This window comes from Pseudomonas sp. MDT2-39-1, assembly GCF_054898085.1.
Genome location: NZ_CM142716.1, coordinates 1,328,124 through 1,346,552 on the forward strand (window position 1 = coordinate 1,328,124; position 18,429 = coordinate 1,346,552).

Annotated in this window: 12 protein-coding genes; 6 read left to right on the plus strand and 6 right to left on the minus strand. The window is 59.2% G+C overall.

Annotated elements, in window-relative coordinates:
- Positions 1-36: 36 nt before the first annotated feature.
- Positions 37-1,560, minus strand: a complete 1,524-nt coding sequence (pap, locus tag ACYZTM_RS06585; protein WP_131061349.1) for a polyphosphate:AMP phosphotransferase — start codon at positions 1,558-1,560, stop codon at positions 37-39.
- Positions 1,561-1,834: 274 nt separating this feature from the next.
- On the opposite strand from pap, the gene mnmC reads away from it, so the two are divergent.
- Positions 1,835-3,817 (plus strand): bifunctional tRNA (5-methylaminomethyl-2-thiouridine)(34)-methyltransferase MnmC2/FAD-dependent 5-carboxymethylaminomethyl-2-thiouridine(34) oxidoreductase MnmC1, encoded by a 1,983-nt coding sequence (mnmC, locus tag ACYZTM_RS06590; RefSeq protein WP_461987738.1) that lies wholly within the window; start codon positions 1,835-1,837, stop codon positions 3,815-3,817.
- A 5-nt stretch (positions 3,818-3,822) separates the two neighbouring features.
- Here the strand turns inward: mnmC and ACYZTM_RS06595 are convergent, their stop codons facing one another.
- Complete coding sequence (locus ACYZTM_RS06595; protein WP_461987740.1) at positions 3,823-8,637, minus strand: NEL-type E3 ubiquitin ligase domain-containing protein; 4,815 nt, start codon at positions 8,635-8,637, stop codon at positions 3,823-3,825.
- A gap of 296 nt (positions 8,638-8,933) precedes the next feature.
- Between ACYZTM_RS06595 and ACYZTM_RS06600 the strand changes: the two genes are divergently transcribed.
- The 4 genes from ACYZTM_RS06600 (at position 8,934) to ACYZTM_RS06615 (ending at position 14,246) form a co-directional block, all read left to right on the plus strand.
- Positions 8,934-10,706, plus strand: a complete 1,773-nt coding sequence (locus ACYZTM_RS06600) for an N-acetylglutaminylglutamine amidotransferase (protein ID WP_461987742.1) — start codon at positions 8,934-8,936, stop codon at positions 10,704-10,706.
- 3 nt (positions 10,707-10,709) lie between these two features.
- A complete protein-coding gene (gene ngg, locus ACYZTM_RS06605; protein ID WP_461987744.1) occupies positions 10,710-12,458 on the plus strand; it encodes an N-acetylglutaminylglutamine synthetase in 1,749 nt (582 codons plus the stop codon).
- Between the two features lie 177 nt (positions 12,459-12,635).
- A complete protein-coding gene (locus ACYZTM_RS06610; protein WP_461987746.1) occupies positions 12,636-13,826 on the plus strand; it encodes an osmoprotectant NAGGN system M42 family peptidase in 1,191 nt (396 codons plus the stop codon).
- A gap of 192 nt (positions 13,827-14,018) precedes the next feature.
- Positions 14,019-14,246: a YheU family protein gene (locus ACYZTM_RS06615; protein ID WP_010461751.1), complete on the plus strand. Its 228-nt coding sequence runs from the start codon at positions 14,019-14,021 to the stop codon at positions 14,244-14,246.
- Between the two features lie 5 nt (positions 14,247-14,251).
- Here ACYZTM_RS06615 and csrA read toward each other — a convergent pair whose 3' ends face one another.
- The 3 genes from csrA to ACYZTM_RS06630 form a co-directional block, all read right to left on the minus strand.
- Complete coding sequence (gene csrA / locus ACYZTM_RS06620) at positions 14,252-14,437, minus strand: carbon storage regulator CsrA (protein WP_131061343.1); 186 nt, start codon at positions 14,435-14,437, stop codon at positions 14,252-14,254.
- 143 nt (positions 14,438-14,580) lie between these two features.
- Positions 14,581-14,913 carry a YnfA family protein gene (locus ACYZTM_RS06625; RefSeq protein WP_131061342.1) on the minus strand — a complete coding sequence of 111 codons (333 nt, stop codon included), beginning with the start codon at positions 14,911-14,913 and terminating at the stop codon, positions 14,581-14,583.
- 64 nt (positions 14,914-14,977) lie between these two features.
- Positions 14,978-15,793, minus strand: coding sequence for an SDR family oxidoreductase (locus tag ACYZTM_RS06630; protein ID WP_461987748.1), 816 nt, complete (start codon positions 15,791-15,793; stop codon positions 14,978-14,980).
- A 280-nt stretch (positions 15,794-16,073) separates the two neighbouring features.
- On the opposite strand from ACYZTM_RS06630, the gene ACYZTM_RS06635 reads away from it, so the two are divergent.
- Positions 16,074-16,232, plus strand: coding sequence for a DUF3309 family protein (locus ACYZTM_RS06635; RefSeq protein WP_169858239.1), 159 nt, complete (start codon positions 16,074-16,076; stop codon positions 16,230-16,232).
- A gap of 60 nt (positions 16,233-16,292) precedes the next feature.
- Here the strand turns inward: ACYZTM_RS06635 and ACYZTM_RS06640 are convergent, their stop codons facing one another.
- The gene (locus tag ACYZTM_RS06640; protein WP_461987750.1) at positions 16,293-18,386 is read right to left on the minus strand and encodes an LTA synthase family protein; all 2,094 of its coding nucleotides are present in this window, start codon (positions 18,384-18,386) and stop codon (positions 16,293-16,295) included.
- Positions 18,387-18,429: the final 43 nt, after the last annotated feature.

Genomic DNA, 18,429 nt, shown 5'->3' on the forward strand with positions numbered 1-18,429 from the left:
GACAATCATTCACCCCGCGTATGCGTAACCATCGGCTCACGACTTGTGTTTTTTACCCATCCTGTCGTGCTTGTCTGATTTCTCGAACGCTTCTTCCAGCGCATGGTTGATCGTGCGCAGGACCTTGACCCGGGCCCAGCGCTTGTCATTGGCCTCTACCAAGGTCCACGGCGAGATTTCGGTGCTGGTGCGGTCAACCATATCGCCGACGGCCGCACGGTAAGCGTCCCACTTGTCCCGGTTGCGCCAGTCGTCTTCAGTGATCTTGAAACGTTTGAAGGGAATTTCTTCCCGCGCCTCGAAACGCTCCAGTTGCGTCTGTTTGTCGATGGCCAGCCAGAACTTGACCACGATGAGGCCCGACTCGGAAATCTGCTCTTCGAAATCATTGATCTCGCTGTAGGCCCGCAGCCAGTCCGCCGGTGGACAGAAGCCTTCGACACGCTCCACCAGCACACGCCCGTACCAGGAACGATCGAACACCGTGAACTTGCCCTTGGCCGGAAGGTGCCGCCAGAAGCGCCACAAATACGGTTGCGCCCGTTCCTCCTCGGTGGGCGCGGCAATCGGCACGATGCTGTATTGGCGTGGATCGAGCGCCGCCGCGACGCGACGAATCGCCCCTCCCTTGCCGGCCGCATCATTGCCTTCGAACACCGCGACCAAGGCGTGTTGGCGCATGCGCTTGTCGCGCATCAGGCCCGAGAAGCGCGCCTGCTCGGTAATCAGTTGTTCTTCGTAATCGTCCTTGTCCAGGCGCTGGCTCAAGTCGAGGCTGTCGAGCAGGCTCAACTGATCGACATGGATCGGCAGCGGCGCAGCGTTGACTTTGGCGGGATGAATCCTGGATCGCTTCAAGGCACTTTGCAGACCTTCGAGCAGGATTTTGCCCACCGCCAGGCTGCGGTAATGCGCATCCACGCCTTCAATCACATGCCAGGGTGCGTAGTCGCGGCTGGTGCGGCGCAACACCCGCTCGCCGTACTTCACGAATTTGTCGTAGGTCCGCGATTGTTGCCAGTCCAGCGGGCTGATACGCCAGCTGTGCAAGGGGTCGTCGGCGAGTGCCTTGAGACGCGCCTTCATTTGCTTCTTGGAGAGGTGAAACCAGAACTTGAAGATCAGCGCGCCCTCGTCGCAGAGCATTTTTTCAAAACGCTCGGACTGGTTGATCGCTTGATCCAGCACCGCGTCCTTGAACAACCCATGGACCCGGCCCTGCAGCATCTGGCTGTACCAGTTGCCGAAGAAAATACCCATGCGCCCCTTGGCCGGGAGCATCCGCCAATACCGCCAGGCCGGAGGGCGCGCCAGCTCCTCGTCGGTCTGCTGATCGAAGGTGCGGACTTCGATCAGGCGCGGGTCCATCCACTCGTTGAGCAACTTGACCGTCTCGCCCTTGCCGGCGCCTTCGATGCCGTTGATCAGGATGATCACCGGAAAGCGCTTTTGCTGCTGAAGTTCGAACTGCGCTTCGAGCAACGCTTCACGCAGCGCCGGTTCTTCAGCTTCATAGGTTTCTTTGTCGATGGCGTGACCGATTTCAGCAGATTCGAACATGAATGGCTCCCTTCCCAGATTGAGCAAGACTAGCGGATTGACCTCGTCAGCGTGGGAGAAATCCATTTCTTCACCGCAACCACAGTTCCCTGTAGCAGCTGCCGAGGCAGGAGGCTGCGTTGGGCTGCGCAGCGACCCTCAAGGGCGGTCCTGCGGACACGCAATGCAGCCTCGTGCCTCGGCAGCTGCTATGGATTTTCTGCGAGTCGGCGGTCGTGCAGGCACCGCCACGTCGATCAGCTAGAATGGCCGCCTTGCCGTTGCCGAGCCTGCCATGAAACCTGTATTGCCTCACGCCCAACTCGACTGGGATGACCAGGGTCGCCCGTATTCGCGGGAGTTCGACGACGTCTATTTTTCGGACAAGTCAGGCCTTGAGGAAACCCGTTACGTATTCCTCGAACAGAACGGTTTGCGTGAACGCTTTGCCGCGTTGCCGGACGGCGGTCGATTGGTCATTGGCGAAACCGGTTTTGGCACCGGGCTTAACTTCCTCTGCGCCTGGCAGTTGTTCGAGCAGCACGCGGTGACCGGTGCGCGACTGCATTTTGTCAGCGTCGAAAAGTACCCGCTGAGCCAACCAGACTTGCAGCGGGCCTTGGCCTTATGGCCAGAGCTCAAGCCGTTTGCCGATCAATTGCTGGCGCAATACGTGGCGATCCATCAAGGCTTCCAGCGACTGGTGCTGGACAACGGTCGCGTCACCCTGACACTGCTGATCGGTGATGCGCTGGAGCAATTGCCGCAACTGGACGCGCAGATTGATGCCTGGTTTCTCGACGGCTTCGCCCCGGCAAAAAACCCCGACATGTGGACCGCCGAACTGTTCGCCGAACTGGCGCGTCTGGCCGCGCCCGGATCGACCCTCAGCACTTTCACCAGTACCGGTTGGGTACGCCGTCTGCTGAACGCGGCGGGTTTCAAGATGAAGCGCACGCCCGGCATCGGCCACAAATGGGAAATCCTGCGCGGCGTGTTTCTCGGCTGGCCTGAAGACGCCCCGACAGCCGCCGCCCCCAAACCCTGGTTTGCACGCCCGACACCCTTGACCGGCGAACGTCATGCCCTGGTGATCGGCGCAGGCCTGGCCGGTTGCGCCACCGCCGCCAGCCTGGCGGCGCGGGGTTGGCGCGTCAGTTTGCTGGAGCGGCACGATGCGTTGGCGCAGGAAGCCTCGGGTAATCCACAGGGTGTTCTGTACCTCAAGCTTTCGGCCCATGGCACGGCATTGTCACAGTTGATTGTCAGTGGTTTCGGCCACACCCGGCGCCTGCTGGAGCATTTGCAGCGCAGCGTCGACTGGGACGATTGCGGCGTGCTGCAACTGGCCTTCAACGCCAAGGAAGCGGAACGACAGGCGCAATTGGCGCAAGCGTTCCCCGCAGACTTGCTGCACACACTCGATCGAGAACACGCCGAGATTCGCGCGGGTATCGCGTTGCAATCGGGCGGTCTGTTTTACCCCGAAGGCGGCTGGGTGCATCCGCCAGCCCTGTGCGCATGGCAAGCCGCGCATCCGGATATCCAGCTCCTGCCCCATCACGATGTACTGGAATTGCGTCGTGTCGAGGGGCAATGGCAAGCGTGGGATGGCAACACGTTGCTGGCCAACGCGCCGGTGGTGGTGCTGGCCGGTGCGGCCGACATCAAGCGTTTCGACTTCAGCAGCGATTTGCCGCTCAAACGTATTCGCGGACAGATCACCCGCTTGCCCCAGACACCGGCGAGCCAAAACCTGAGCACCGTGGTGTGCGCCGAGGGTTATGTTGCGCCGGCCCGCCTGGGTGAACACACCCTGGGTGCGAGTTTCGATTTCAACAACGACGACCTGACGCCCACCACCGCCGAGCACGCCGGCAACCTGCAGATGCTCGAAGAAATTTCGGTGGATCTGGTCGCTCGACTCGGTGCTGACACCTTGCAACCCGATGCACTTGAAGGTCGCGCCGCATTTCGCTGCACCAGCCCGGATTACCTGCCGATCGTCGGCCCTTTGGCTGACAGCCAGGCCTTCGCCGACGCCTACATCGCCCTGAGCAAAGATGCCCGGCAAACGCCGGACATCCCTTGCCCATGGCTGGACGGCTTGTACGTCAACAGCGGCCACGGTTCGCGAGGGCTGATTACCGCGCCGTTGTCAGGCGAGTTGCTAGCAGCCTGGCTCGACAACGAGCCGCTGCCATTGCCCAGAGCCGTGGCCGAGGCGTGTCATCCGAATCGCTTTGCCTTGCGGCGACTGATTCGAGGCAAGGCCTGAGGCGTTCAGTCCAGTGCAAAGCAAGTCCTTGACTCGTCAGCCTTCATGGCCTTCTCGGTCAGAAGCTTCAACATAGCAGTCTCGGCTTTGTTCAATTCTTCGGCGATGCCGTCGACCTGCGTTCGGTAGTTTGCGCCAAGCGTCGCCTCGTTTTCAAAGGCTGTCTCCATCCGCACGTGAAAGGGCGCAGTCAGGTCGGTGAATTGTTTGCCATGATGCTGTCGCAAAAAGTCGCTCCAGAACGTGCGGCCACGGATGTAAGTCGATAGCTCAGGTGAGATTTCTGCGGTAATGACCTTGTTGTAGGCAGCATCCAGATCCTTTGCTGTTACGCCACTTAGTGATGCATAACGCATATGCCGGGGCTGACCGACCAGTTCGAGCCTGTCGGCCAGGCCAGTGCGATAAGCCAGCTCTACTTCCACTGCATCGAGTGCAGGATTGGCTTGGGCCTTTTCCCTAGCCATTCTGGAAAGATAATCCAGACGGAACAGGCTTCGCCCAAGTCTCAGTAGCCGAGCGGCCTGATCATGGGCGTTGGCGGACTGTCGAACCACCCTGTCGATCTCGACGGTGACCTCAAGATTACTGAAGAGCGTCGCCGCGTCATCAGCGCAATTGGCTTTCACTGCCATCGACAGCAATTGGGTGCATAACGCCGAGTCCGTCCGAGTCGCCTCAATGACACTCCAGACGCGCCGGGTCATGTCTTCGTTCACAAAGCGGCTATCCGCCGAGCTCCCGACTTCTGCCAGCAATTCAAAGAATTCTTTCGATCCGGGTTCGTTCTTCAGCGCCAGCCATGCACGATTACGACTGGCATAGGTCTCTTCAACCGGCTTTGGCATCCACAGGTCTCGAGCTCTTTGATCATCGAGCACCGCAGTATCATTTGGCAGCAGCCCCATCCCGACGCCCATACTGTTACGGTAGGTAATTAGCCTTGTACGGCTCGCCGCGGATATGGGGTTATGGCGCAAGTTGATCGCCCGAGCGAATCGCTGAGGGAGTTGGAACAGCCATTGCGGCAACTCCCGAATCTGGTTTCCTCGCAGGTCCACCAAGTCCAGATACGGCAAGCGGGCAAGCCCGACAGGCAGTTCCGTAGCGTGGGTATCGCGCAGTAACAGCTCTTTCAGATCCAGCATTTTGCTGACATCAATTGTGGCCCCCAAGCGATTGCCGCTCAGCCCCAACGTGCGCAAATTGCGCATGTCGGCCAGTTTGCGCAAGGTGTGTTCGGTCAGTTGTATCTGATTGCCCTCCAGGCTCAAATACTCAAGATCAGGCATGTGCGACAACACTTCAGGCAATCGTGTGAGTTGATTGCGGTCCAGTTTCAGGGTGACAAGTCCTTTGAACGATTTGAGGAAATACGCCAGTTCATCGCCCGCCTGCATGTCCTTGACTGAAAGGCTGCGCACATGGGCGACATCCTGTTCGGTCAGCGTTGGCAACGGACCTACAGGATTGCGCTCCAGCGCGAGCGTTGCAGAAGGCTGATTTTGCCACGCTATCCGGCGCCAGCATTTTTCGATGGCATTGGCCACCTGACGACGACTGACACGGATATCGTTGAGCTGCCCCGGCAGCTTCTTCATTGCCACTTCATCGTCACGCCAGGTGTGCAACACGCCGAGCAGGTTTTTCAGTTGCTGTTGCAGCTCCTTGATTCGATTCACCCGCTGCATCTGGGTGCTGCCGGCGCTGTCGAGAAACGACGAAACCTGGGCATCGGTGAACAGCGGATAGAGCTTTCTGACTTTACGAATCAAGCCCTTTGCATAAGAGCCCGCGGTGGGGGGATCCGCCTGGACACAGGCAGAAAGGTGCTTCGGTGTTTCACTGCGCTCCCCCCGTAGCACCCGGCCGGCACGTGCCGGATCGCCGGTGGCGGCCCTCGACAGGCGTGACCGTAGCGTCGGGATATCCAGCCTGTCGGTGCCAGTGAATCCCATGCGGGTGCGCTGGGTGGCAGACAATGCATCCAGTATCGACTCAAGCAGCGTTTCGCTCACTGCTGTGCTAGACACATTGCCATTGGTTTGGTTGACTTGATAGCCGTTGGACGTCTTGACGATTACCCCGCGTGACAGCGCATCCGCTTCGCCCACGCTGTCCAGCAAGGTGCCGGTCACTGAACCCTGTCGCACCTCAAGTCGACCGCTGTCATCCCAGCCTTGCACCCTATCCATCAGCCCGATCGTCAGCTTGTCAGTGTCGGCATTGGCCAGCTGCGGGAGATGCAACCCGGTGAGCGCACGGTCCAGCCTGATCACCGCCTGTGCCTCACTGACCTGCCCGGCGAGATCCACTCCGAGGATCTTGCGGTCACGCAGAAAGCTGCGATCCCTGCCAGAGGCGTTTTCCAGCAATTCCTGACACACCTGTGTGGGAAGGTCAGCGGCGTGTTCGCGCAGTATCGCCACGTCACCGGTGGCGGTGCCGTCCCAGTTTTTATAAAGCCACTGAAACAGCGGCTGGCGATGACGCTTGAGGCTTGTCGCGATCTGCTTTGCCAACAGCTGCGATTTCGATTCAGTGGTCGTACGACCGAGAATGCCCTCCACTTCTGCCGGATAGAGACCACTGATGACGGTATCGAGCAGCTTCCCCGAATCCAGATCCGACTGATGAACGTGCACGCTGTTGACGTCATCATCGTGTGGTGCTGTCTCGGGGAAGCGGGACAAGACCAGGTCCTCCTTGTCGCGCACTTCAATGAAGCGCTCCGCTGGCCAGCCGGGCAGCCTCGGCAGTGTATGAAGTTGCTCCTGAATGAAATCCTTGTTCTCGGTCTCTCCCCGCTCCATTGCCGCGACCATCGCGGTGATGCGCCGGTCAATCCTGAAGCGCTCGACACAGTCGTTCAGCCGCTGCGGTAACTTGAGGTGGCTTTCATGGAGCTGGTGCAACGTGTCAGGCGTCATGTCGGTAATGTCGGCAATCGCTTCCAGATCACTGCCGTGATTGCTCAGACGCGGGTCTGTTCGTCCCAATGCATAAGCACCGTCGCGCCACTCGTGCGCATGCTCATAGGCATGCCGCCAGCCACCTTCCACATTTCGCTCGACCGCAGGCTGATAGGCGTCAGTGCGCACAGGATGATTGAGGGTCCATGCCGATCCCGCAGCGTTGCGGGTGACTCGATAGGGTGCTCCCTCCATGACGATCGAAGTCAGACCGCCATGCCGGTAAAGCCCTTGCGAATCGGGTTGCACGTCGACTGGCAGAGCCGTGGTCTGTTTATAGAGTTCGAGGTCGGGTTTCCATAACCTTGCTTTGCCATCAGCGCGAGTGACAGCCTCGAAACCGTCGAAGAATGCCGCCTGCTCCTTCGCGCCCTTGCTGACAGCTGTCGCGATGATTTTTCCGCCGACAGCAAACGCTGCCAGCTGAGCGACGTTTTCCAGAACACTGAGCAAATGGGACAACGCCTCGGTCCGCTCGCCGTGCGTCCAGTCAACCACACCTTCATACACCTCACTGACGATGTCGACGACCGCCGAAGCCAGCATAAATTGGCCGATTACGGGTATGAAAAAAGCGGCTGCGTTTAGTAGAAGAAGACCGCCATCCAGCAATGTCTGAAGGGTTTTTTCCCGTTGTTGCTCATCGACATCTTCAGTCGGCACGGCAAGAGTTCGCGCGTCTTTTTGAGTCATGCTGACAAAAGTACTGAAGAAAAAATCGGCCAGGCAAGTGTCGGCAGGAGCAGCAGCGAGCGTACCCAAGGACTTGCCCTTGTCAAACCGGGTAAAAAACCCGGTTTTATCGTGGCCGTGCAGGTACTGCTCGGCGAACGTTTTTCTGTAGCTTTTGCTTTGCAAGTGGAGGGTAAGGTAGACCTTGAACTCATCCAGCGAGGCGTATTCATACAGCGGTCGCCGGGGTTCGTTCGGCATGTAAACCACACATCGGGCCTTCGGCTCGGTATCGATGGAGGCTTTGGTAAAGACCAGTGCCCCACAGATGCAGGTGTCATGAATCATCAAGCCCTGCCACTGCACCGGCCCGCCATCAAAAAGAGCATCCTTGGTTTGAGCCGCAGGGAGATCCTGATCGATCACACTCAGCAGCATCGTGTAAGCAGCGGGCGTGATGGCCTTCTTCAGAGAGGCCATGTGGAGGGCGACTCGCATGTCCAGCACCTTCAACCGCCGGATATCCGCGACGCTGGCCCGATTATCGACAGGCGCATCATTTGCGGGTTTGGCCGGCAATGCCAAGGCCTCGTCGATATGGCGCTGATAGCGGGCACCCAGGTCGAGTTCACGACAGAGTGCGGCGAATTTTTCAGGGGTTATTTCAGCGCCTGACTGGGCCTGTTCATTGATTCGTATGACCGACTCCGCAGGAATACCGCCGCTCGTCGCTTCCTCAGAGGTGAAGTTCTCCATGGCCGCCTGGAGCAGGCTGCGTGAGGTGGTAGTTTCTTTATCCGTGGAGCCGATGACTGGGAGCACACCTGTTGAGGTGTAGGTTTTTTTTGTGATGTCCAGCGTGTCCCGATTGACGTCGAAATCGATCGTCCATTTACCCTTGAGGAACCCGGTCAGTTGCTCTTTGCAGAACGCGTCCAACGGCTTGAGCTTTTTGAGCGCCTCTGTGACCTTGCCCTGGGCAACAAAAGACTGCTCGAACGCAACCTTCAGAGCCTGTACCACGCTCAGATCTGCAGTCGCCAACCATTGTGGAATAGACGCTTGCAGCACTTGCGCCTTATCCAGATCGCCAGTGTGTTCCAACAACGCCTCGAGACGTTGTGCCGATGTCATTGGCACCGCTACCGGGGCGGTTTTGGCAGTCGTAGCCAGCATGAGCAATATCCTTATTGCGATAAGAGACGCTCAGTTTAGGAAGCCCGGCAGGCAATTGATAATTCGAATACCGGGTCGAACTGCAGCGCATCCAAGCAGCAACTTCTATGCATCCCAGCAATAATTACCGCCACGGCCAAAGTCATTTCTGCCGTGCCTGCCAGCCGTCCAGCAATCCCTGCTTATAACCCATCGTTCTAAAACTCCCACAACCGAGGCGGGTCAGTTTCTGAGTACCCGCCGTTTTGGCCGGGTATCGATAAACCCTCCCCAACGGAAAAACCGGTAAGGACTTTATGTGCGGATTAGCTGGCGAGTTACGCTTTGATCAACAACCTGCGGACCTCGCGGCCGTTGAACGAATCACCCATCACTTGGCCCCTCGCGGTCCGGATGCGTGGGGCTTTCACAGCCAAGGGCCGATTGCCTTGGGCCACCGTCGCCTGAAAATCATGGACCTGTCGGACGGCTCGGCTCAGCCGATGGTCGACAACCAGTTGGGCTTGTCCCTGGCCTTCAACGGCGCGATTTACAACTTCCCGGAACTGCGCACCGAGCTTGAAAGCCTCGGCTATGCCTTCTATTCCGGTGGTGACACCGAGGTGCTGCTCAAGGGCTATCACGCCTGGGGTGAAGCGCTGCTGCCGAAACTCAATGGCATGTTCGCCTTCGCCATCTGGGAGCGTGACGCCAAGCGTCTGTTTATCGCTCGTGACCGTCTCGGCGTGAAGCCGCTGTACCTGTCGCGCACCGGCCAGCGCCTGCGCTTCGCCTCGGCGTTACCGGCGTTGCTCAAGGGCGGCGACATCAACCCGATCCTCGACCCGGTGGCGCTCAATCACTATCTGAATTTCCACGCGGTGGTTCCTGCCCCGCGCACCTTGCTGGCCGGCATCGAAAAACTGCCGCCTGCAACGTGGATGCGCATCGAAGCGGACGGCAGCACCGAGCAGAAAACCTGGTGGACCCTGCCCTACGGCCCACACGCCGACGAGATGAATCTGACACTCGAAGACTGGCGTGACCGCGTACTCGACAGCACCCGCGACGCGGTGGCGATTCGTCAACGTGCGGCCGTGGACGTCGGCGTACTGCTTTCGGGCGGTGTCGATTCGAGCATGTTGGTGGGCCTGTTACGTGAAGTCGGCGTGGAGAATCTGTCGACCTTCTCCATCGGTTTTCAGGATGCCGGCGGCGAACGTGGCGATGAGTTCCAGTATTCGGACTTGATCGCCAAGCACTACAACACGCAGCACCACCAACTGCGCATCGATGAGAAAGAGATCATCGAGCAACTGCCCGCGGCGTTCCGCGCCATGAGCGAGCCGATGGTCAGCCATGACTGCATCGCCTTTTACTTGCTGTCCCGGGAAGTGGCCAAGCATTGCAAAGTGGTGCAGAGCGGCCAGGGTGCGGACGAATTGTTCGCCGGTTATCACTGGTATCCGCAAGTCGATGGCGCCGCCGATCCGTACGCGGCCTATCGCGATGCGTTCTTCGACCGCAGCTACGAGGATTACGCCGCCACCGTGCAACCGAAATGGCTGACGGCGAATGACGCAGCCGGTGACTTCGTGAAGGAGCATTTCGCACAACCCGGCGCCGATGCGGCGGTGGACAAAGCCTTGCGTCTGGACAGCACGGTGATGCTGGTGGACGACCCGGTCAAACGCGTCGACAACATGACCATGGCCTGGGGCCTGGAAGCGCGTACGCCGTTTCTTGACTATCGCCTAGTGGAACTGTCAGCCCGGGTGCCCGGCAAATTCAAACTGCCGGATGGCGGCAAGCAAGTGTTGAAAGAAGCTGCGCGACGGGTGATTCCGAGTGAAGTGATTGACCGAAAAAAAGGTTACTTCCCGGTCCCTGGCCTGAAGCATTTGCAGGGCGACACGCTGAACTGGGTGCGCGAACTGCTGCTTGATCCAAGCCAGGATCGCGGCCTGTTCAACCCGGCCATGCTCGACCGCCTGCTGACCGATCCGCAAGGCCAGTTGACCCCGTTGCGCGGCTCCAAGCTGTGGCAATTGGCGGCCCTGAACCTGTGGTTCAGTGAACAAGGAATCTGATCGATGAAACCTCACGCCACGGCGTATAGCCAACGCCTGTTGCGCGGTCAGGCGCCCTCTTATGAACGCTTGCAGGCGCGCCTGGCCGAAGACGGCAGTGAACTGGGTGCGGCGCCAATCGTCGTGCATTGCGGCTGGGGCCGATTGCTGATCGGCCACACGTTCCCCGATCCGGCGAGCCTGGCCCAGGAGCTGCTCAACGAGCAGACCGGTGAGCGCGACATCGCCTTGTACGTTGCGGCGCCCCAGCAAGTGTTGGGGCTGGAGCCGGCGCAACTGTTTCTCGACCCCTCCGACACCTTGCGTTTGTGGTTCAGCGATTACCGTCAGTCAACCCGGGTGTTTCGCGGCTTTCGTATTCGCCGGGCGCAAAGCGAGACGGACTGGCAGGCGATCAATCAGTTGTACCAGGCGCGCGGCATGTTGCCGATCGATGCGAATCTGCTGACCCCGCGCCATCAGGGCGGCCCAGTGTATTGGCTGGCCGAAGATGAAGACAGCGGCGCGATCATCGGCAGCGTCATGGGCCTCAATCATCACAAGGCGTTCAACGACCCGGAGAACGGCAGCAGTTTGTGGTGCCTGGCAGTCGATCCGCACTGTTCGCGCCCCGGCGTCGGTGAAGTGCTGGTGCGGCACTTGATCGAGCACTTTATGAGCCGTGGGCTGAGCTATCTGGACTTGTCGGTATTGCACGACAACCGGCAGGCGAAAAGTCTTTACGCCAAGCTCGGCTTTCGCAACCTGTCGACCTTTGCCATCAAGCGTAAGAACGGCATCAATCAGCCGCTGTTCCTTGGCCCTGGCCCCGAAGCCGAGTTCAACCCGTATGCACGGATCATTGTCGAGGAAGCCCATCGACGTGGGATAGATGTGCACGTCGATGACGCCGACGCCGGGATGTTCACCCTCAGTCATGGCGGGCGCCGGGTGCGTTGCCGCGAATCCCTGAGCGACCTGACCAGCGCCATCAGCATGAGCCTGTGCCAGGACAAAAGCCTGACGCACAAAGTGCTCAAGGCCGCCGGTTTGAACCTGCCCTCGCAGCAACTTGCCGGCAACGCCGATGACAATCTGGCGTTTCTCGACGAGCACGAGCGGGTGGTGGTCAAGCCACTGGATGGCGAACAGGGCCAAGGTGTCGCGGTGGATTTGCGGACCATCGAAGAGGTCCAGCAAGCGATCGAAGCCGCCCGACAATTCGACAGCCGCGTACTGCTGGAAAGCTTTCACGAAGGTCTTGATTTGCGGATTGTGGTGATCGGTTTCGAGGTGGTCGCCGCGGCGATCCGCCGGCCTGCCGAAGTGGTGGGCGATGGTCAGCATTCCATCGGCGCCTTGATCGAAGCGCAGAGCCGACGCCGGCAGGCTGCCACCAGCGGTGAAAGCAAAATCCCGCAGGACCACGAGACCGAGCGCACGTTGCAGGCGGCGGGCTATGACTACAGCAGCATTCTGCCGGCCGGTGAGCATCTGTTCGTACGGCGTACGGCGAATCTTCATACCGGAGGCGTTCTTGAAGATGTCACGGCGATTTTGCATCCGACCCTGGTCGATGCCGCCGTACGGGCTGCACGGGCGCTGGATATCCCAATGGTCGGGCTCGACCTGATGGTGCCTGCCGCCGATCAACCGGAGTACGTGTTTATCGAAGCCAACGAACGCGCCGGGCTGGCCAACCATGAACCGCAGCCGACGGCGGAGCGGTTTGTGGATTTGTTGTTTCCGCATAGTCAGCCGGCGGTTTCCTAGTCATGTGTCGTCTGGACTGACGCCTTCGCGAGCAAGTCGAATCGTCGCACCGCCGCTCCCACAGGGGAATGCATTTCAAAAGGTGGGAGCGGGCTTGCTCGCGAAGGCGTCAGGTCAGGCACCCAATCCTTTCTCCTCATCGAAACCATCGATGCCCTCAACTCATCAGGAGTTTCCATGACCAGCAAAATCCCGGAACCGGATCTCAACTACCTGCAAAAAGTCCTGCTGGAAATGCTCGCCATTCCCAGCCCGACCGGGTTTACCGACACCATCGTGCGTTACGTCGCCGAACGCCTTGAAGAGCTGGGCATTCCCTTTGAGATGACCCGGCGCGGCACGATCCGCGCGACCCTCAAGGGCAAGAAAAACAGCCCGGACCGTGCGGTCTCCGCTCACCTCGACACCATCGGCGCGGCGGTTCGCGCGGTGAAAGACAACGGGCGCCTGACCCTCGCCCCGGTCGGTTGCTGGTCCAGCCGTTTTGCCGAGGGCAGCCGCGTCAGCCTGTTCACCGACAACGGTGTGATTCGCGGCAGCGTGTTGCCGTTGATGGCCTCGGGGCACGCGTTCAACACCGCCGTGGATGAAATGCCAATCAGCTGGGATCACGTCGAATTGCGTCTTGACGCTTACTGCGCCACCCGCGCCGACTGCGATTCCCTGGGGATCAGCGTTGGCGATTTCGTCGCTTTTGACCCGTTGCCGGAGTTCACTGAAAGCGGCCACATCAGCGCCCGTCACCTTGACGACAAGGCCGGCGTTGCGGCGCTACTGGCGGCGATGAAGGCGATCGTCGACAGCGGTGAAGAGTTGATGATCGATTGTCATCCCCTGTTCACCATCACCGAGGAAACCGGCAGCGGCGCGGCGGCCGCCTTACCTTGGGACGTCAGCGAATTCGTCGGCATCGACATCGCGCCGGTTGCGCCCGGCCAGCATTCCAGCGAACACGCGGTGAGCGTGGCAATGCAGGATTCCGGCGGTCCTTACGACTATCACCTATCGCGGCACCTGCTGAGATTGGCCAGTGACAACGAGTTGCCGGTGCGCCGCGATCTGTTTCGCTATTACTTCAGCGATGCGCATTCGGCGGTCACTGCCGGGCACGACATTCGCACCGCCCTGCTCGCCTTCGGCTGCGATGCCACTCACGGTTACGAACGTACGCACATCGACAGCCTGGCGGCCTTGAGCCGTCTGCTCGGCGCCTACATTCTGAGCCCGCCGGTGTTTGCCAGTGATGCTCAGCCTGCGAAGGGCTCGCTGGACCGGTTCAGTCATCAGATCGAACATGACACGCAGATGGAAAGCGATACGCGGGTGCCGTCGGTGGATAGCCTGGTTGGGCAGCGAACAGATAGCTGACCATGGCTTTTTCATCGTTTGAGGGATCGCCTTCGCGGGCAAGCCTCGCTCCTACAGGTTTCGCGTATTAACACATAACTGTAGGAGCGAGGCTTGCCCGCAAAGGCGGCAGATCAGGCACTACATCAGCTCCGGGCTAGCCGCGATCCTTCATTCGCCGTAGCATCGCGACATTGTTTAGCCGAGGTGCCTATGCTGATTCCGTACGACCAACTTGAAGTCGACACCCTGACCCGCCTGATCGAGGATTTCGTGACCCGCGACGGTACGGACAATGGTGATGACACGCCGCTGGAAACCCGCGTACTGCGTGTTCGCCAGGCATTGACCAAGGGGCAGGCGCTGATTGTTTTCGATCCGGACAGCGAGCAATGCCAGTTGATGCTCAAGCATGACGTACCCAAGCACCTGTTCGACTGAGACGCTCAGCGTCCTTTGGTTTTGGCCAGTTTGATCTGGATGCGATCATAAACCTCGGCCCGATGCACATTGACGTTTTGTGGCGCTTCGACGCCGAAGCGCACGCTGCCTCCGTTGACGGCGATGATGCGCACTGAAATGTTGTCACCGATGGAAATCATCTCGCCCACAACGCGACTGAGTACAAGCATGGCATTCATCCTTCAGGGTTAACGGCCCTTGAAGATGCCTGTCGCACAGCCGCTCTTCAATGCAACGACGGCAAATCAGTCCCGCCCTACAGCGCAGGACGATCGCCCCTTACGGAAACGTCTGACAAATTCTTTGAATGCCGTCAGGAAGCGGAAAAACGTGGGCCGAACAGAATCACGCTTGCACCGATCACGCACAGCGCCACACCCAGCCAGTCCGAGCCCAAGGGACGAATGCGCTCGACCACCGCCAACCAACCGATCGACGCGACGATGTAAATGCCCCCGTAGGCGGCATAGGCGCGACCGGCGTAAGTCGCCTCGACACGGGTCAGCAATAGCGCGAACAACGTCAGACTGAGCAGCGCCGGTACCACCCACCAAACGCTTTTACCTTGGCGCAGCCACATCCAGAACGCGAAGCAGCCGGCGATTTCGAACAGCGCCGCGAGGAAAAACCACAGGTAATTGAGCATGCAGACGTCTCGTGAGGATGGCCGGTTGCGGCCACCCTAACGACGGTGTTGCGCACGGGCAAGTTCAGCCTGCGTTTTGTTTGGCCTTGGCGCGCATTTTGTCGGCCATGACGGTCATTTCGTTGTAGAGCAGTAGCGGGTTTTTCTGCTTGAGCGCCCAGGCCATGCGGCCCTGCTCGTGGGGCAGGATCATGAATTCATTAGCAGCGACGTGCTCATAGATGTAATCGGCAATGTCGGTCGCGGTGATCGGCGAGCTTTCCAGTAGTTTGCCGACCTGGGCTTTCATGGCCGGGGTCGGGCCGCGGAAGGAGTCCAGCAAGTTGGTCTGGAAAAACGACGGGCAAACCACGTGCACGCCCACTTCCTGCTGCGCCAGTTCGACCAGCAGGCTTTCGGACAACGCCACCACGCCGGCCTTGGCCACGTTGTAGTTGCTCATGGCCGGGCCTTGCATCAGGGCGGCCATCGACGCGATGTTGATGATCTTGCCTTTGCTTTTTTCCAGCAGCGGCAGGAAGGCTTTGCAGCCCTTGACCACGCCCATCAGGTTGATTGCGATCTGCCAGTCCCAGTCTTCCAGGGACAGTTCACTGAAGAACCCGCCTGAGGCCACCCCGGCGTTGTTGACGATGACATCGATGCCGCCAAGTTTCTGTTCGCACGCTTGGGCGAAGGCCGTCAGCTGGCTGTAATCGCGCACGTCGCAACGCTGGATAAAACCGTCGCCGCCCGCTTCACGAACCAGCTTCAGGGTTTCCTGCAGACCGGGCTCGCTGACATCCGACAAGGCCAGCTGCCAGCCTTCACGCGCCCAGCGCAGCGCGATTTCGCGACCCAGGCCTGAGCCCGCGCCAGTGATCATCATGCGATTTTGCATAGCAAACAGCCTTGTTGTTCCGGGGGAAGATGCGCTGAGTGTAGCGAAGGACATTGCGCGACCCACGCTCCATCAGATTGCTGAATGGTCCGAGCAAACCGCGGGAGCGCCTGAATCAACTAACGCTGCAAAAACGAAATAAGGCTTTCTTCGAAAAACATTAAAAAAACTTGGAATTTTCTGACACTCGCGAGAGTCGGATTTTGTAAGCAGCTCGGGATTACTACAGTCCAGCTGACAGTTAAAAGCTAGGTCATTCCAGAACACTTCCAACAAGGAAATAGACATGGGCACAATTCTTATCGTAATTCTGATTCTCCTGCTGGTAGGTGGTTTGCCGGTCTTTCCACACTCAAGAAGTTGGGGTTATGGCCCGTCGGGTATCATCGGCGTGGTGTTGGTGGTGCTGTTGATTCTGCTGTTACTTGGCAAGATATAAAAATCCAGGTCAAAAAAAGAGGCCCTTGAAAAAGGGCCTCTTTTTTATTGCGCCGAAAACTTAGTCCGGCTTGCCGTCAACCACACCGGCGGTGTTGTCGATCAGGCTCTTGGTGGCCGTCTGGATGAACGACTCAAGCTTTTGCTTCAGTGCCGCTTCGTCAGCCGACGCTGGAATCACTTCACCTTTCGGATTGACGCCCAGTTCGTACTGATACAGCTTGGGCGGCATTTCCTTAGGCAGCACCAACACGCGATCCGCGGTCAGCAACGCTACGGTTTGATCGCTACCCGATGGCTTGATCACGCCAAAGCCCTTGTCGCCTTCCGGCAGGTTCAGCAAGTCACGACCCCAGCACTGGTGAAGCACGTCGCCGCCGATGCGACCCATGATGGTCGGCACGATGTCGATCTGCGTGCCCACAGTGTGGTCGACCTGACCGAATTTTTCCTGAACGCCCGGCCCGATCAGCAACATCGGTACGTTGAAACGGCCCAGGTCCATTTCGGTGATCTGCTGCTCGTTGCCGAAACCATGGTCGCCGACCACCACGAACAGGGTTTCCTTGAAGTACGGCTCTTTACGCGCCTTCTCGAAGAACTGACCCAGCGCCCAGTCAGAGTAACGCATGGCGGTCAAATGTTCGTTGAGGCTGCCACGGTCGGTCACGCGCTCGACCGGCAAAGGCGTCGGCAAGGCGTACGGCGTGTGGTTGGACAGGGTTTGCAGCAAGGCATAAAACGGTTTTTTGTCCTTGCCATCGCGGGCTTTCAACTCTTCCAGACCGCGGTTGAACATGTCCTGGTCGGACACGCCCCAAGTCGGGTCGGAGAACACCGGGTTAACGAAGTCCTTACGCCCGATGAAGTTGGTCATGCCCTGGTTGCTGAAGAAACCCGACTGGTTGTCCCAGGCGAAGTCACCGTTGTAAACGTACACATCGTCGTAGTCACGGGCGCTGAGCAACTGTGGCAGGCCGGACAGTTTGTGGCTGCCTTCCGGGGTCTGCATCAGGTATTCGAAACCTGGCAGGTTCGGGAAGCAGGCCATGGTGGCAAACATGCCCTGGTGGGTGTGAGTACCGTTGGAGAAGAAACGGTCGAACAGCAGACCTTCTTTCGACAGTTTGTCGAAGTACGGTGTGACATTACCCGGACGACCCAGCGCGCCCACCGAGTGACCGGCGAAGCTTTCCATCAGGATCACGACGACGTTCTTGATCGGCAGGGTCTTGTCAGCGGCCGGGGAGTAGTTACGACGCACGGCCGCGGTTTCACCATCCACCAGTTTGTCGCTTGGGGTCAGCAACATATCGCGCACGGTCTGCTGAGCCAGTGGCTGTTCCACTGTGGCTTTCCAGATGTTGTCGCGATCTTCGGACATCCGGCTCTTGGCCGCCGCGATCAGCGACAGGGTGCCGTTGAGGCCCAACTGGTTGGCGAAGTTCGAATCGGTGGTGTAAACGTCACCCCAACGCATTGGCGGGCCCTGCCGCAGGGTGCCACGAGCGGCGACCACGCAGACCAGCAGGCAGACTACGAATACGACGCTGCGCGCATACCACGGGGCGATCTGGCGCGTGCCGATGCTGCCGCCGCTGAACGGACCGCGTGGACGGGTCGCACGGTCGGCGCCCTTGAATGCGAGAGTCAGGATCAACGTGCCGAACGCCCAGGCCAGCAGGTAGCGAACCACGGGAAAACCGTACCAGAGCATGCTCATCACGGTTTTCGGGTCTTCCTTCACGTACTGGAAGACGAGGCCGTTGAGGCGCTGGTGGAACTCGCGGTAGAAATCCATCTCCATCAGGCCGAGGAACAGCGCGATGCTCGAGGCTATGGTCAGCCAGAAGCGGAAGAACCCGCGAGCGGCCATGGCCCGGGCGCTGAACAACGCCAGAATCAACGGAATGCTGAGGTAGACCACCAGGCGCAGGTCGAAACGCAGGCCATTGGCGAACGCCTCAAAAAAGGTCGAGGCCGGTGTGTCGAGGATCATCTCGCGGTTGTAGACCAGCAGCGCGACGCGCAGCAGGCTGAACATGACCATCATGACCAAGGCGCACAAGAGCGTGTAGGCCAGATGCGATTTGACGGTCGGTTGCAGCAGGCGACTAGAAGCTCGCTGCTGATTCAGGGCGTCCGGGATTGCCATGTCGTTTTAGGACCCATTGGAAGTTGAAGTTTCAAAAGTAAAG